The organism is Enterococcus sp. AAFC-DPL-5146 (assembly GCF_058216635.1).
This window is the reverse complement of record NZ_CM177103.1, coordinates 1,078,352-1,093,940: the sequence shown is the minus strand read 5'-3', so window position 1 is coordinate 1,093,940 and position 15,589 is coordinate 1,078,352. Positions and strand designations below refer to the sequence as shown.

The 15,589-nt window shown below is 35.6% G+C and carries 14 protein-coding genes; 2 read left to right on the top strand and 12 right to left on the bottom strand.

The features are described from left to right. Positions 1–31 precede the first annotated feature (31 nt). The 9 genes from AC4BB2_RS04950 to AC4BB2_RS04910 all read right to left on the bottom strand — a co-directional run bounded on the left by AC4BB2_RS04950 (position 32) and on the right by AC4BB2_RS04910 (position 10,557). Entirely contained in the window at positions 32–3,772 is a 3,741-nt protein-coding gene (locus AC4BB2_RS04950) for a MucBP domain-containing protein (protein ID WP_490474322.1), read from the bottom strand. 160 nt (positions 3,773–3,932) lie between these two features. Then, the gene (locus AC4BB2_RS04945; protein ID WP_490474321.1) at positions 3,933–4,979 is read right to left on the bottom strand and encodes a WxLIP family cell surface protein; all 1,047 of its coding nucleotides are present in this window, start codon (positions 4,977–4,979) and stop codon (positions 3,933–3,935) included. A gap of 165 nt (positions 4,980–5,144) precedes the next feature. After that, positions 5,145–5,900 carry a hypothetical protein gene (locus AC4BB2_RS04940; protein ID WP_490474320.1) on the bottom strand — a complete coding sequence of 252 codons (756 nt, stop codon included), beginning with the start codon at positions 5,898–5,900 and terminating at the stop codon, positions 5,145–5,147. Between the two features lie 89 nt (positions 5,901–5,989). Continuing rightward, positions 5,990–6,214, bottom strand: a complete 225-nt coding sequence (locus AC4BB2_RS04935; protein ID WP_490474319.1) for a hypothetical protein — start codon at positions 6,212–6,214, stop codon at positions 5,990–5,992. Between the two features lie 9 nt (positions 6,215–6,223). Then, on the bottom strand, positions 6,224–6,541 hold the full coding sequence (locus tag AC4BB2_RS04930; RefSeq protein WP_490474318.1) for a hypothetical protein: 318 nt from the start codon (positions 6,539–6,541) through the stop codon (positions 6,224–6,226). Positions 6,542–6,543: 2 nt separating this feature from the next. Beyond that, entirely contained in the window at positions 6,544–7,677 is a 1,134-nt protein-coding gene (locus AC4BB2_RS04925) for a WxLIP family cell surface protein (protein WP_490474317.1), read from the bottom strand. Between the two features lie 35 nt (positions 7,678–7,712). Then, on the bottom strand, positions 7,713–8,366 hold the full coding sequence (locus tag AC4BB2_RS04920; protein WP_490474316.1) for a hypothetical protein: 654 nt from the start codon (positions 8,364–8,366) through the stop codon (positions 7,713–7,715). A 128-nt stretch (positions 8,367–8,494) separates the two neighbouring features. Beyond that, positions 8,495–9,205, bottom strand: a complete 711-nt coding sequence (locus AC4BB2_RS04915; protein ID WP_490474315.1) for a winged helix-turn-helix domain-containing protein — start codon at positions 9,203–9,205, stop codon at positions 8,495–8,497. A 260-nt stretch (positions 9,206–9,465) separates the two neighbouring features. Further along, positions 9,466–10,557 (bottom strand): tyrosine-type recombinase/integrase, encoded by a 1,092-nt coding sequence (locus AC4BB2_RS04910; protein WP_490474314.1) that lies wholly within the window; start codon positions 10,555–10,557, stop codon positions 9,466–9,468. Positions 10,558–11,116: 559 nt separating this feature from the next. On the opposite strand from AC4BB2_RS04910, the gene AC4BB2_RS04905 reads away from it, so the two are divergent. After that, positions 11,117–11,431: a YerC/YecD family TrpR-related protein gene (locus AC4BB2_RS04905; RefSeq protein ID WP_490474313.1), complete on the top strand. Its 315-nt coding sequence runs from the start codon at positions 11,117–11,119 to the stop codon at positions 11,429–11,431. A 161-nt stretch (positions 11,432–11,592) separates the two neighbouring features. Here AC4BB2_RS04905 and AC4BB2_RS04900 read toward each other — a convergent pair whose 3' ends face one another. Further along, a complete protein-coding gene (locus AC4BB2_RS04900; RefSeq protein ID WP_490474312.1) occupies positions 11,593–11,715 on the bottom strand; it encodes a hypothetical protein in 123 nt (40 codons plus the stop codon). A 218-nt stretch (positions 11,716–11,933) separates the two neighbouring features. On the opposite strand from AC4BB2_RS04900, the gene AC4BB2_RS04895 reads away from it, so the two are divergent. Beyond that, the gene (locus tag AC4BB2_RS04895) at positions 11,934–12,095 is read left to right on the top strand and encodes a hypothetical protein (protein WP_490474311.1); all 162 of its coding nucleotides are present in this window, start codon (positions 11,934–11,936) and stop codon (positions 12,093–12,095) included. A gap of 350 nt (positions 12,096–12,445) precedes the next feature. Here AC4BB2_RS04895 and lpdA read toward each other — a convergent pair whose 3' ends face one another. After that, on the bottom strand, positions 12,446–13,852 hold the full coding sequence (lpdA, locus tag AC4BB2_RS04890; RefSeq protein ID WP_490474310.1) for a dihydrolipoyl dehydrogenase: 1,407 nt from the start codon (positions 13,850–13,852) through the stop codon (positions 12,446–12,448). A gap of 7 nt (positions 13,853–13,859) precedes the next feature. Continuing rightward, positions 13,860–15,479 (bottom strand): dihydrolipoyllysine-residue acetyltransferase, encoded by a 1,620-nt coding sequence (locus AC4BB2_RS04885; RefSeq protein ID WP_490474309.1) that lies wholly within the window; start codon positions 15,477–15,479, stop codon positions 13,860–13,862. Between the last annotated feature and the right edge of the window lie 110 nt (positions 15,480–15,589).

The following is a 15,589-nucleotide window of genomic DNA, read 5'->3' as shown; positions in this document are numbered from 1 at the left end:
ATTGGGGCGAAACTTTTTCATTTATTCTCATTTAAGGTGTTTGTTCTACTTGCCATAAAATGGTTGCTCTATAGCCACCTGGCTGTAACACTTCCCCTGATGGCACTTCCAATAGCAAGCCTGATTCGTTTTTATCCCACTCATCGCTTACATTGTATTGTCCTTTGGTTTTGTGGGTTCTTTCTGCGATTGATTGGGTGGTATTTTCTGATAAAACCACCGTTTCAGAATCATTGATCTTATACCGAATCGCAGATGGAAGAATTTTACTTGGGTCTTCTTGGCTGGTTAATGGTTTCTTCAAGGTTGCTGTTAAATCCCACGCACCGCCAGTTTTACGATTATCCCAAACAATTAATGGTTTGTCATACTTCGCTTTTTCAACTTTTATAAAAGGGATTCCTAATGTTTTCCGACCAAAATTCAAGAATTTGGGTGACGATTGTACGAACAGCTTCCCTTTAAATTGGTATTGAACCGTACTTTCTTCACTTGTGACGGGAACCTCGTTTTCGTTTTCTGGCTTGTTCACTAATTGATAGTTTTTATCCAGAATGGATTGAATCGTTTTTTGTACGTCTTTTTCTTCCGTTAGATCAATTGTTGTTCCAATTGTTTTGTCGAAAGTGATTTTATCATGTAATGGCTCGCCTGTTTCATCTACAAATTCAACATTTACTTTTTGATTACTTTGAATATCAATAGTAATTGTTTTTTCGATTGTTTCTGAACCTTTCGTTGCTTTAAGTGTCGCTGTGTAGCTTCCTTGTGTAGGATTTGGCGTTAACGTCGTTGATTCTACTGAAAGAGTGATATCTTTACTTGAACCCGTCTCAAGCTCCCACGCAAAAGCTTCAGATTTATCAAGGATCAATTGATTAACTTCACTTTCAGTCAGATTTTGAAACGGTTCAGGTGAACTGTTGAAATCATTAGCTGCGATATAAAGCCCACTAGATGGCGGTGTTTCATCAATCACTTGTACTGGCACTTTAATCAACGTTGTTTTGTCTGGCTGGTTGGTATCCGTCATACGAACCATGACACTCTTCAAACCTACCGTTGACGTATCTGGCATGTCTCCTTCGTACTCGTATGAAGCTTTATGACCTGGGAGTATCACCTTATCTTGAACGATTCCTGAAGCTTTTTTATTAAATTTTTTCCCTTTTTGAATAATTTGCGGGATTGGCTTAGCACCAAGATTATACACCTGAACTTTTACCGCATAGTCTTTTGAAGGTAGCCCATTATAGGGTCCGTCTGCCTCATTAATTGCTAATATAGAGGTATCATAACTTTTGATTGTCCCAGGCTCTTCATTGAGTTTCTCTGGCAATTCAGCTCTTGGGATAGTTAACGAACTATCAAATTCTTTTTTGCTATTCGAGGTAAAAGGTGTTGTGACCTCTTTACCATTAGGATACGTCACATAGATGGTTCCATGATCTGTGGCTGTAGGTATTTTACTCAACTTATAACTAGATGTAGTATTTTCAACATAGTCTGGATAAACATTGAACACTTCTGGCTTAGCTTTTATTTCCATATAGGGAAGTTCATCACCAGCAAAAATCTCGTATCCTGTTTTTAGTGCATCATCTGGTGCAATATCTTTCCATGGCGCACCTAATTGATAGCCTGTATCAGTGCCTGATTCTGAAATAATTTGTCCAGCATCATAATTCACACTTTCAGATCCTGAACCAGAAAAATCATCATGAAAATAGTTGCTAGCATTTGCAACACCATTCGTACCAATGTATCCAGCCACATATTTTTTATAGTCTGATAACCAATTCCCTCGTGAATCTTTTAATCTAATCGTGAATCTTTTTCCTTTAGAAGGCTCCATATAGAACCCACTGTTATTTCCTAAAGCATAAATTGGTACATAATCATCATAGTAATCTGTATCTACACTCTCCAACATTGACAAATTCTTTGTTGTGTTAGAAATATTATACATGTCTAACTGGATAGCAAAGTTCAAATTTCGATTTAAAGATAAATTATATACATAGAGAATCTCATTGTCTTCATCTATTAAAATTTGCTTTAGCTGGTTACCTTTTCGTAGAAAATATTGAGATGTGATTCTAGGAACAATCCCTTCCCAACCTATGCCATTCCATCTATCCCAAGTATCTCCATATAAAACGGTATTATTTACTCCAGGAATATCTGACACTCTTCCCTCACCAGAACCACGAGGTGAGGTATAAACATATCCTTTGTTATATCTATCTTTAACAATAAATCCTAATTCACTTTTATTAGCAGCCACAGAAATTCCTCTTTCTGGAAAACCTATCTTAGAATCATTTAAGGGATTAGTAATAACCCCATCAGTAGAATTTAAAGGAATATTTCTCCAGCCTTCTGTCGGATCATCTCCAAATATCTGATCTGGAAGAACTAAGACATCAAATGAATAGGTCCATACTTCTTGGTCTAAGGTGATAGTAGTCGTTACTTCTTTAGTACCTCTACTGGAGTTACTAATCATTGAGGTGGTAATTGGTGCCTCCAATTCTTGTCCTGTAGTTAATTTCCAAGCTTTTGGTTTTAATTTTTTTGTTACTAGTTGGATGATCTGGGGATCTGTTTTCCCCTTAATCTCACTTGCATTCATAATTGGTAAATTATTAAAACTCATTCCTATTTCTGACTGTATAATAAAAGTTTTACTATCTAAAGTCACTGTAATCGGTACAGGGATAACTGTTGATATAGCTGTATGCTCCTTGTCAGTCATTTTAATATAACCCCAGTGAAATCCAGTTTGACTAGTATCATATTTATTTACAGGCTCCGTGGGATCGCCTGCCTGATTTTTGACCCATTCATAGGTAGAACTATCAGCATAATAATCGTTTACAGACTGGTAGTTTGAAAATATATTTTCCCCAACCGTTCCCATTTCCAATTCTTTATTTTGATCTACTGTAAAATAATAAGGATAGTTTATATTGGCACCAAATATGAGCACCTCTTTTGAGACAGAATCTTTTTGCTGTTCTTCACCAGAGCCTAGCGTAATTTCGAAATCCGCTTCGTATGTATCAACATATATACCACTTGGAGCTTTCCAGATCGTTGTTTTGATAACATTTACCGGAACTGATGTGCCATCTTCCATTTTCCAAGCTTTTACATTTGATTTCTCCTTTACTAATTCCTGTAATTGCTCTTCTGTTTTATTCGCTGTTTCTACTGGATACAAAATGATTTTCCCATCCGTATTGTCTGTTTGGAGCGCTACTTGATTGCCCATTAATAAAGACGTTCCTATATCGGTAACGGTTACCGGTATAGGGACACGAATACTACTTTGGGTATGCTTTTCAGTAATGTCTACATAAATCGTTTGGAAACCAACCTGCTCACTATTGGGAGTAACAGGTACTCCTTCTGCGTCTACATATTTATATGTCGCACCAGATTCCGGATGAGGGATAATCTGTTCAGAAAAGAGTTCCGTAAGTCCTGCGTCACTATTAATATCTGGGAAAGAGGCGTTTTGTTCTAAAGTTAGCACTCTAGGTGTTGCTTTTAGCCCCTCCTCATTTTCTACTGGATCTAGATTTTTTGTTAAATCGCTGCTTTTCTCTACTGATTTTAATGAATTTTTTACATCTGTTTTCTTTACCCTATTTTCAGTTTTAGCTGATATGGGAGTGGTTGGCTTATAAACTGCATTAATCACTAGTCCACAAATTACGCTCATTCCAATAAGGGTCCATAGTATTTTTGTTTTAGTGTTAGTCATTTTCTTTTCCTTTCTTCTTTATCTTCAAAGGCCTACCCGATATTCATCACATCTTCTCCTCTATACCGTTGTCACTTATTAAGCTGTAGTAGATTACTGAATGGAAAGGAAAAGTCTTAGTGTGGATTCAATTTCGTTCATAAAAAAGAGGCACTCATGATTATTTTCTTTCATTCACTCTTTTGTGCTTCACTACTTTATAACTTAAAACGAAGAGAAGAACGCTCACTAACAAAATAAAGAAAAACAACCAGATTGTTCTTTTATTATCTGTTTTATTTTCTATAAGTTGTTGATTAATATTCTTCGCTTCCAACGTATTAATCGTAAAATCATCGGTCCAAGACCAATGTCCGCCTTTTTTTGAAGAAACATCAATCTTAGCTGTATATTCTCCTGCGGTTAACCCTTTATCCGCTAAATCAATAGGAAAATCAATCATTGAGTTTGGCGCCATTCTCATCTCTTTTTTTGTGTACTCAAATAAGATTTTTTGTTTATTGGCTTTTCTTACTTGCACATTGATACTTATATCCTCTAAATATACAGGTTGGCTATTGGATAGATTAATAAAAAGATGACTGTTCCCTTCTTTAAAGGCTATGTAGGTTTTATTTAGTTTTAGCTCTGGCTTTATCCCATTCGTCTCGCCCACTCTTACTAACACACCCATCAAAAAAGCAAATTCGTTTACCACAACGTCTTTTTTCCCTTGTCCCTTTGCTTCTTTGTTATCTACTGGCTGTAATTGAAGCCCTCCTGCAATCAATCCATTAGTGATTGTTTTTGGGACGGTGATTGTCAGATCAACTTGCTTATCACTTTTTGGAGGAATGACTACTTTCTCTGGTCCTTTAACTATGTCGATGAAATCATTGGTTAATGACGCATCTTTCTTTAACTCATTAGGCCCATATTCAACTTTTCCAATACTGTTGGTTTTTGCTGTGTTTAGTCGTAGTTGTACCGTCAATTCTTTGGATAGTGAATTATATAATTTGAGAGAAACTATTTGTTCTTGTCCTGGCTTCATGGTCAGATCAAAATACCCTAGATTTTTATTTTTTTGATTCTCAGGATATAAAATTTCATAAGACAATCCGTCTATTAAATTAGAAGACTCTTGTTTTGCAACACTTGTAATGGGATCAAAAAACATCGCCATAAAAAGCACTATTAAGAAGAGTCCTATAGATTTTTTTTTCATTTTCTGATCCACCTTTCTATAAAAATGAGTCGTTGAATTTCTGTGGAACACATTATTTCTGTGAACAATTTATAACAGTAACTGTCAACCAATCTATTTACTTTTATCTGGATTCAAGGAGACTGGGCTATCATTCGAGAATCGCTTCTCAGTCTCTTTTATTTTTTAGTATGTGTTGTCAAGACTCCAATTAACGCTACCTTTAAATGCTTTACCTGCAGCGCCTGTTCCTGTAGTTACAACTAATTTAGTATCTTTTAACTTAGTCGCAAAACCGCCTTTATCCGAATCTGCTTTCGTTTTAGACATGATATTGGTCGCAGTATTATTTCCAGCTTCTAACGTTACACTGTTACTAACGTCGATATTGTTTGGACCAGAAAGAGGTGATAGGTTTCCTTCAATTGGATTTGGTAGGTAGTCATTTATATCTGGATCAACTTCACCAATATCGTAAGATTGAGGATCTTCTAACGTAAAGGTTAGTTTTGATGGCAATTCTGTAGCAGACTCATCTTTAGAAACTAACGCAGACATTGTTGCAGTCACTTTCCAAGCAGAAGTCGTTGCTTCAGCTCTTGTTTCACCGCTGCCACTTTCACCGCCGTCGTTTCCACCGTTGCCTGTTTCTGCTACTTGTCTGTCATCATTGACAACAATGTATTGATCTCCGGCTACAGTATTGCTGTATGTAGCAATATTTGCTGTTGCTGTTTGACGACCAAAGTCAAATTTAGATGGTGTAAAAACCAAGGATAAGTTATCTTTAAAAGGTCCTTGTCCTGGTTTTACTGGGCCATCCGTATCAAAACGAATCCCTAAGTCTGTTTGCTCATTGCCTACTTCTTCTGCATTCGCAGGTTTTGCGAAAATCATCACTGCTGATGACGCAAGTAGTACTGTAAATAGTATTTTTTTCATAGTTTAATCACCTTTCTTATTTGGCGTAAATAAAATTAGCGACAGTTACTGTTATAAATTGTTCACAAAATAATGCGGTTATTTCGACACTAGCCGATTAATTTGATTTGATCTTTTAGTAAGACGAATAAATAAATAATTAGCCCTATACTTGTGATTGATACTGCTAATAGACTGAAATTAAACACTAAATCGAGTCGTTTTTTTCTTAGCTTTTTCACTAAAAATACATCTCTGGACAGGGTCCCTAGAAAAAATAGTAGACCACTTGAGGCTACGCCTCCCAATATATAAACCCATAAATAATCTGTCATATTCTCCTCCTATAGATTTATGCTGTAGACTTTACGTAAACTGATGACACCTAAAAACACAATCAAGCAGGTAACCCCCAATAATAATAAAATGAAGGAGGTCATTAGTTGTCCCAAATGAGGTAATGCACCATTCGTATTGGGATAATCCCCTGGTTTGGTTTCATAGATCGGTGGTTTTGGGCTATCTGGTTCGACAAATTGACCAAAAGAAATCCCTGTTTCGGTTTTGTCTTCCTCGGCAAACACATTGGATGTTTGACTGAACAACGCGAAACCTACAGATAACACAACAAAGAACGACCAAAGAATGGACTGCTTTTTCATGGTTATTCCCCTTCTTTTCTACGGATTTTTTTTCTTTTCTCCTTTGGATTTCCTTGTTTTTTACTTTTCTCTTTTGGGTTCCCTTGTTTTTTTCGTTTGGCTATTCTGATTTTCTTCCATTGTTTCTCCCATATTTTTCTTCTTAAAAGAATCCAAGATAGAATCGTAATAGTCGCTAAAATCAAGAAAACCGTTGCCCCTTTGATCCAGATAGGCGTAATTATTTTAAAGGCACTTTCTTCATTCATTTTTTTAGATTGTTGGTTGGTAATCGTGAATTCTTTACTTAATTGCCATTCCTGGTAGTCATTGGATGCATCTAACTTTAAGGTATACGTCCCTGATGGGAGAGCAGCGATTCCCCAGTCCATTTCAAAATCAAACACACTATTAGGAGCCATACTATAATTTTCGACAGATTTTTTTTTGACCACTTCACCTGTCCCTTTTTTCGTCATAGTCGCCACAATACTTAAGTTTTCTAATACTTTCGATTCAGGATTTTGTAAATTGGCTAACACCATTTTTTTCCCACGTTTGATGGACGCTTTTACTGAGTTTAAATTCAACGTTTGGGCATCATTGAATTCGTCTCCTGTTTCTGACGTGATTAGTCCTACCCGATAAGAAAATTCTGTTGATACACCACTTTTCGCTTCTTTTCCTTGATCTAAGGCAAAAACTAAGGCACCCATTTTCACCCCATCATACGTTTCTTTCGGCGGTGTGACGTTTATCTTCACCGTTTTTTCTTCATAATTGCCAACAGTGATGTCTGGTGTTTGTACTTTGATCATTGATGTTATTGGTGATTTCAATGTGGAGTCATAGTCGGTTTTATCCTCACTGTATTCAATCGTCCCACCGTCTCCTGTAATGGCATTTGTTCCATAAATCTTTATGTGGACAGGCTCTTTTTTCGTGCTTTTTATTCTAACTTCCAAGGTTTGGGCTTCCCCTGGTTTGGTTTTTACATAAAAATAGCTTTTACTGGGATCTATCTGAGTATTCGATTGCACCAAAGTGACCGTATACCCTAAATTATCATCCCCCTCTGCGGCCATTACGTGATCAGCAAAGAAAAAGATGGAAAAGATACAAAAAAGGGATGCATAGATAACACTCATTTTTTTCATGGATAAGGTTTCTCCTAACTACTAAATATTTATTCTTATTTAATCAACTGAACCGTAAAGGCAATATGCCATTCCTTTTTTTCATCACAGGTCAGATGATTGCTTAGGCGGTAGCCTTTCTTTTCAAAGTAGCCTGTCCAATGTGCTAAAAATTCTGTAGTATAGGCTTCAGCTTCTTCTTTCGTTTGAAAAGGGCCTTTTGTTTTGACGACTGCATTTTCTTCATAGGACTCGTCCTTTTCTTCTTGTATATAGTTCGTAATGACGTATATGATATAAACAATGGTCAAAGAAGCGATGAATAGTACTAAGAACAGTGGCCAAACAATCGTTCTCAATAACGCACTAGCACTGATCACAATAATCACTATGAAAACAATCATCGAATAGTACCGTGCTTTTTCCTGGCGTTCTTCTCGTTTGTTTTGGAGGTGAAACATCAATAGCAACAAGACATTTAACGTCATCAAAACAAAAGCCGCGAGCAAGTACTTCAAAAGATCATCAAAGTAGTAATTCACCAGAAACAACAACTGAATAATAAACTTGGCTTTTTTATCAATATAAAACACCGCTTGTTCATAAAAGGTTGAAAAGAACACGCCGTTCATGATCCAACCAATTAAAAGGACTATTTCACAGAGATAATAGTTTCGATAATTTTGATAATAATTCTTTTTCTCTTTCACACATTTAGCCATCCATTTCTTTACATAATTATTTAGGTTCCTATATACTCTTTACACTTCCTTATCTGTGTAAAAGTCACTCACAGCACCTAGCTTTTTTTGTTGCTTTCTTATAAAAAACCATTCCTTCAATCATTTTCCGAACAGGTCAGAAGATAGCCTTTTGTCCGAATAATTTCAATTTCAAAATACGTTTGTTCCTTTAATTTATTTCTGATATGAAAAATAATATTCGCTAATTTATACTTCGCCGTTTTTTCATCAGCAGTATCACCATATATCACGTTGTTTATCTCCTTATACGTAACCACGTTTTCGATATTTTCATACAATAATTGAATCAGTTTGAATTCTATTCTGGTTAATGCTATGCTTTCATTATGAATAGTGAGACTTAATTTTAAGGGATCTAGAAAATGACTACTCGACGTGTTTGTTCTTTCTGCACCTTTTAATAAGTGGTCTTTGTAGTTCATCGCATTTTTGATTGCGATACCTAGTGTCTCCTTCTCTTCATCCCTTTCAACAATGTCTATCACCGAATTTTTACTCAAGTGAGGATACAGTTTGATTAATTCTGATTCTTTATCTTTACAGAGAACCCAAATAAATAAGGAGTGATTGTCTTCCAAATCAATTAACCATTGAAATGCTTTGACATAGTCGGATGAGTTTTCTATATTAATAATCAAACCATCTACTCGTTCTACCTGTTCTTTTTCTGTAATGTCAATAAATGAAAAATGTTGTTCATTGAGCGTTTTTTCTATTAATAAACCTATATTATTGCTATGTTCAAACTGATTACTGATATGTAAAATGCCAATACTACGATCCATATAACTTCCTCCTATTGAATTTTCAACTATTTTTTCTTGTTTCATTAACAAATAAGAGAAACCATCCAACCTCAGCTATTCAAGCAAGTAAATACACCTATGACGGAAAAATTGACGGCTTAAAATAGACTACTCTTTCTTATAGAAACATGTAGCCTTCATCAAAATGAAACGTTTGTTATTTTTAAGGAACGTTAAATGAAAACGAAAAAAAAGACCATCACTCCCAAAACAGTATCATTTTTGGAAAGTGAAGCGTCTTAACTAATTAATTGAACCGCTTTTCTTTTATCAGACATAAACGAACTAACATAAATATCTAAGGTCATTTTGATAGAATGATGACCTAATAAAGCACTAATCGTTGCTATATTCACGCCTTTTTCTAAGCAACGCGTCGCAAAACTATGTCTAAGTTGATGGAAACGAATCTTTTTCAGCTGAATACTTTGACATATTTTTTTCAACCAATGGGAGATCAGGCGAGGTTCTGCTGGTTTATCGCCACCTAAAACAAAGGTTCCGCCATTTTTCTGTTTTTGTTTTTTTAAAAGCCGGCTTAGTTTTTCAGAGAGTGGAATGGCCCGTTTAGAAGCGCTACTCTTAGGTGTTCCTTCAATCAGTTGTGTTTTTTTATTTCTTCCATTTACCCGTTGAATTCGTTGAACAGTCCGTTGGACGTTAAGAATATTTGTTGAAAAATCAATGTCTTCCCACTTTAATCCTGAAATTTCTCCAATCCTCATTCCAGTTTCTAATGCCAATATAATGGCTAATCCTTTAGGATGAGAAGCGGCTTTTTTCTTTAGTTTCTTTTGTTGTTCTGGCGTAATTGCGTGTATGTTATCAGGTGTTTTTTTCGGCAAAGTAACCTGTTTACAAGGGTTTTCTGTAATCAACTTTCGTTTTGAAGCTGCAGTGAAACAAGACACCAACACTTGGTACACAATCCGAACAGAATTAGGCGATAATTGTTTTTCTATTTTTTTGATCCACTCATTTAAATCATTGGTTTTGATTGATTGCAGTGGAAGGTCTCCTAAGGTTGGAAGAATGTGTTTCGTTAGTTTATTTGTGTAACTCGCATAGGTGCTAGGTTTTAATTGCTCTTGTATCTCACTCAGCCAACAAGAAACCCACTCACCGAGGGTTCCTTGATAAACAATTGTTTTAAACATATAATTATGTGCGTATAAGGCTTTCATCGTTACTAATTTTTCTTTAACAGCCATATACTTTCTATTGTAGACATAACCATAAACCGCACGTCCATCACTTCTCCTTCCTTTAATATATCTTCCTTCCCAGCGACCATCTTTTCGTTTATAAATATTTTCTCCTTTTCTTACCATAAATCACTTCTCCATTCTTTTAATTTTGACGGCAATTTGACGGCGAACATATCCTAACTCCGAAAACTCAATATCAATAACATAAAAAAATAAAATAAAAAAATAAAAAAACAGTATTGACAAAACCAAGAAACAATTATATTATGTGTTGTAGAGCTTTTTGATTAAATTAACATCACGTTTTTCTTATTTGTTAATGAAATAAGAAAAATAAAATAACTTAATATTTTTAATTTTTCTATTGGAATAGCTTATGTTATTCCAATTTTTTTATTTTCTCTCTTATCCCATATTCTACAAACGATATACTACTTCAATTTCAACATACCTCTAAATAATTGTTCAATTCAAAAAAAAAAAGCTTTATTGGAGTTTTTCAGAACATTTACTGGACAAAATATAAAATAGTTTTATAATGGAAAATGCTTGTCCCTACTTTTATTCCCAAAAAAAGATTCATGATCCACTTCGCAAGAACTATTCAATTCATTCTAGTTGGAGTTGATTGATACAATTTGATTAAAAGGGACGTTGTTACCTACATGATAAGGAGGTTTTTATGAAAATCGAAAAAATACAAGATGGTCATGGTGATGAGTTTTTCAGAACTTTATTAGCCTTAGAAACGCTGGAAGATTGTTACAATTATTTTGATGACTTGATGACCTTGAAAGAACTAGAATCATTGATTCAACGTTTTGAAGTTGCTAAATTACTATTATTAAATAAAACATATAGTGATATCTCCGATGCTACTGGAAGCAGTACAACTACTATTTCTAGAGTTAAAAGAATACTTGACGAGGGAAATGGCGGACTATTTGAAATGATTCATAGAATCGACGAACAAAATGATGAAGAGTTGCATCATTAAAAAATTTTCTATACTAAATACTTATAAACGCAACCAAGCTTTAAAAGTTAATTTTCAACATTTTTACCTTATCTATTTCAAACAAAATAAAAACATCGTCTGTTCTTAAAGAAGTTAGTGGATAACTTAATTCTTTAGAAACAGACGATGTTTTTATTTTATTATTCAGCTATCGGCTGAATCGTTTGCATAATCCATTTATCATTCTTCATTTTATACTCTACTTCCACTTTTTGCGGAAATTTCGATCCTTCAGGTGTCTTAATTGTAAATGTGGTACTCACTTTTTTTCCTCATCAGAAATATTTTTGATATCTTCCGTCTTCATATTTATAAGCTCATTTATAGGTTGGGTAAATGAAAAGAGTACATAGAATAAACGGTAGGGCTAAGCCCATGGGGTAAACAAATAAAAGCCATCCTCCAATAAGAACTGTTTCGTGTTGTGAAGCAATTAGTAAAGCTGTTCCTAAAAAAAGTACCTAAACACGGTGACCAACCGATGGCAAAAATAATACCAAATAAAAATAATGAAAAAATTCTCCTTAACGAATCAATTTTACTTTTCTCGTTATTTGAACCTAAAAAGTACGTAATATACACTGGAAGCAAAGGCAATATACATGGAGAAATAAATGTAAGTATCCCCTCTAAAAAAGAATAAAAGAAAACATAAGTGTTATAATATCCTTTCAAAAAAATTTTTAATCCTCTAAATTTCTATCTATCAAAAACTATAACACCAAAATCTCAACATATTCTTGTGTCGTTTAAATAGATTTAACATTACAATCGGTTATCAATTTTATTTTCCTAATGAAATGTTTTCAAATTATTCTTCTCAACAATCCCCCTTATGATATGAGCATTCTCAGAGGGATTTTCAAAATATAGATCATAACACAAAAAAATCATCTTCTATTTTACCCAATTAAAATAACGCTCTATATAAAAAAGAAAACAAAAGACCGAGCTTGGCCAGCTCGGTCTTTCTTTGTGTGACAAATATGCTATTTAAATATGAATTGGCAAACCTAAAGCCAACTCAGAAGCATCCATAGTAATTTCCCCTAAAGATGGGTGTGGATGGATTGTCAATGCGATATCTTCTGCATTCATGCCAGATTCAACAGCTAATGATAATTCAGAAATCATATCACTTGCGCCAACTCCACCGATTTGTGCTCCGATAATTACATTGTCTTCGTTAGTAGTAACCAAGCGTACAAATCCTTCAGTTTTACCTAAAGAAATAGCACGGCCGTTACCAGCAAATGGGAATTTATAAGCAGTTGCTTCTAATCCCGCTTCTTTAGCTTCAGCAATTGTCATACCAACACTTGCTAATTCCGGATCAGTGAAGGCTACAGCAGGCATTGCTTTGTAGTCAACTTCTACTTTCTTACCAGAAATTGCTTCTGCAGCAATTTTAGCTTCGTAGCTTGCTTTATGAGCAAGAGCAGCACCTGGTACGATATCTCCAATAGCAAAAATGTTTGATACACTTGTTCTACCTTGTTTGTCAACTTTAACTAAGCCACGTTCGCCAACTTCAACACCGGCTTGTTCTAAACCAAGATCATCAGTGTTTGGACGACGTCCAACTGTTACCATTACATAGTCAGCAGTTACTGATTCTTCTTTGCCGTCTACTTCATATTTTACAGTTACGCTGTCGCCGTTGTCGATTGCTTCTTTAGCCATCGCTTTGGTTACAACTGTTACATTTTTCTTCTTAAAGTCATCTGTAACAAGTTTAACCATATCTTTTTCATACGTTGGTAAGATTGAAGGGCTACCTTCTAAAATTGTTACTTCTGAACCTAGGTTAGCATATGCGCCACCTAATTCTGCACCGATAACTCCGCCACCGATGATAACAAATTTCTTAGGTACTTCTTTCAAGTTCAAACCGCCTGTTGAATCTAAGACACGTCCACCAAATTTAAATCCTGGGATTTCGATTGGGCGAGAACCTGTTGCTACAATCGCATTATTGAAAGAGTATGTTTGAGCTGAATCCGGATGAATCACACGTAATGTGTTTTCATCAACAAAGAAAGCTTCTCCTTCAATCACTTCGATTTTATGTTTTTTCATAAGGAAACCAACACCGCTTGTTAATGAATTAACAACTTGGTTGTCTTTCCAATCTTGTGTTTTCGTAAAGTCTAGTTCCACACCTTTAGTTGTTACACCAAACAATGTTGAATCTAATGATTCTTGGTAATGATGTCCAGCTGCGATCAATGCTTTAGAAGGAATACATCCAACGTTTAAACATACACCGCCGATAAACTCACGCTCAATAATCGCAACTTTTTGACCCATTTCAGCAGCACGAATCGCTGCAACATATCCTCCAGGGCCTGAACCAATTACGACTGTATCTAAATCAATAGCGAAATCTCCTACTACCATTTGATAATCATCCTTCCATTAATAGTAATTCTGGATCAGCTAATAAACGCTTGATGTTGTTCATTGCTTTTTGAGCAGTTGCTCCATCAACGATACGGTGATCAAAACTCATTGAAAGTTTCATCACACGACCAACAACGATCTCACCATCTGCATTTACAACTGGTTGTGTAGCGATTGTACCAACACCTAAAATCGCAACTTCAGGGTAGTTGATAACTGGAGTAAACCAGCCGCCACCAACAGAACCAATATTACTGATTGTGATAGAGCCATCACGCATATCAGCACCAGTTAATTTACCTTCAATTGCAAGAGCTGCTTTTTCGTTGATTTCATCAGCGATTGCAAACATGCTCTTAGTATTAGCATTTTTAACGTTTGGTACATATAAACCATGATCAGTATCTGTTGCGATACCAATGTTGTAGTAGTTTTTATAAACGATTTCTTGTGCTGCATCATCAATTGAAGCATTCAAGATTGGGAATTTTTGAACTGTTGCAGTTAATGCTTTAACAACATATGGTAAGAACGTTAATTTTGTGCCGTTTGCAGCAGCAACATCTTTAAACTTCTTACGGTGATCCCATAATTTAGATACTTCAACTTCATCGTGTAAAGTAACGTGAGGTGCAGTATGTTTGCTGTTAACCATCGCTTTAGCAATTGCTTTACGAGTTGGTGTCATTTTTTCACGTGTTTCAGCTTCGCCTAAATCAGAAACAAATGGTTTAGCAGGAGCTTTTGGTGCTGCTGTGGCTTCAGTCGCTGCTGATGTTGATGCAGTTTGTTCAGCTTGTGCTGGAGCTGCTGCTTGTCCACCGCCTGAGATAAAGCTTTCAATATCAGTTTTTGTTACACGTCCGCCTTTTCCAGTTGGAGTAACTTGTGTGATATCTACATCTTTTTCACGAGCAAATTGACGTACTGATGGCATAGCCAAAACACGTTTATTTGGGTTAGCCGCTGCTACAACACCAGTTGATGCTGCTGGTGCAGGTGCTGCTTGTTCTGTTTGAGCAGGAGCACTTGTTGCTGGTGTAGAGTTGTGTCCTGGTGCATCAATTTCAATCAATACATCCCCAACATTTGCTACTGTTCCTTCTGGTACAACAATATTTTTAACTGTTCCTGTAACTGGTGAAGGAATTTCTTCAACAGATTTATCGTTTTGAACTTCTAATAAAGTATCATCTTCATTGATTGTATCGCCTGATTTAACGAACCATTTTACGATTTCGCCTTCTGCAATACCTTCACCGATATCTGGTAATTTGAATTGGAAAACACCACCGCCATTATCTGCTGCTGGAACCGCTGCAGGTTGTGCAGGTGTTTGTTCTTGTACTGGAGCCGCTGCTGGTGCAACATCGTTTTCAGGATGTCCTGGTGCATCGATTTCGATCAATACATCTCCAACATTTGCTACTGTTCCTTCTGGTACTACGATTGATTTAACTGTTCCTGTAACTGGAGATGGAATCTCTTCTACAGATTTATCGTTTTGAACTTCTAATAGTGTATCATCTTCATTGATTGTATCGCCGGCTTTTACAAACCATTTTACGATTTCGCCTTCTGCAATACCTTCACCAATATCTGGTAATTTAAACTGATAAGCCATTTTTAGTCTTCCCTTTCTTTATGTCTCGCAACAAATGTCCACCTTCACAACAATAAGTCTAAATTTTCTCATGATATACAGTTGAGAAAATTTAGTCCTTATTATTTAAG

Coding starts and splice junctions, on each gene's coding strand:
- AC4BB2_RS04885 (WP_490474309.1), bottom strand. CDS start 15,479: ATGGCTTATCAGTTTAAATTACCAGATATTGGTGAAGGTATTGCAGAA.
- AC4BB2_RS04945 (WP_490474321.1), bottom strand. CDS start 4,979: ATGAAAAAAAAATCTATAGGACTCTTCTTAATAGTGCTTTTTATGGCG.
- AC4BB2_RS04935 (WP_490474319.1), bottom strand. CDS start 6,214: ATGACAGATTATTTATGGGTTTATATATTGGGAGGCGTAGCCTCAAGT.
- AC4BB2_RS04930 (WP_490474318.1), bottom strand. CDS start 6,541: ATGAAAAAGCAGTCCATTCTTTGGTCGTTCTTTGTTGTGTTATCTGTA.
- AC4BB2_RS04950 (WP_490474322.1), bottom strand. CDS start 3,772: ATGACTAACACTAAAACAAAAATACTATGGACCCTTATTGGAATGAGC.
- lpdA (WP_490474310.1), bottom strand. CDS start 13,852: ATGGTAGTAGGAGATTTCGCTATTGATTTAGATACAGTCGTAATTGGT.
- AC4BB2_RS04905 (WP_490474313.1), top strand. CDS start 11,117: ATGAAAATCGAAAAAATACAAGATGGTCATGGTGATGAGTTTTTCAGA.
- AC4BB2_RS04895 (WP_490474311.1), top strand. CDS start 11,934: ATGGCAAAAATAATACCAAATAAAAATAATGAAAAAATTCTCCTTAAC.
- AC4BB2_RS04910 (WP_490474314.1), bottom strand. CDS start 10,557: ATGGTAAGAAAAGGAGAAAATATTTATAAACGAAAAGATGGTCGCTGG.
- AC4BB2_RS04925 (WP_490474317.1), bottom strand. CDS start 7,677: ATGAAAAAAATGAGTGTTATCTATGCATCCCTTTTTTGTATCTTTTCC.
- AC4BB2_RS04940 (WP_490474320.1), bottom strand. CDS start 5,900: ATGAAAAAAATACTATTTACAGTACTACTTGCGTCATCAGCAGTGATG.
- AC4BB2_RS04915 (WP_490474315.1), bottom strand. CDS start 9,205: ATGGATCGTAGTATTGGCATTTTACATATCAGTAATCAGTTTGAACAT.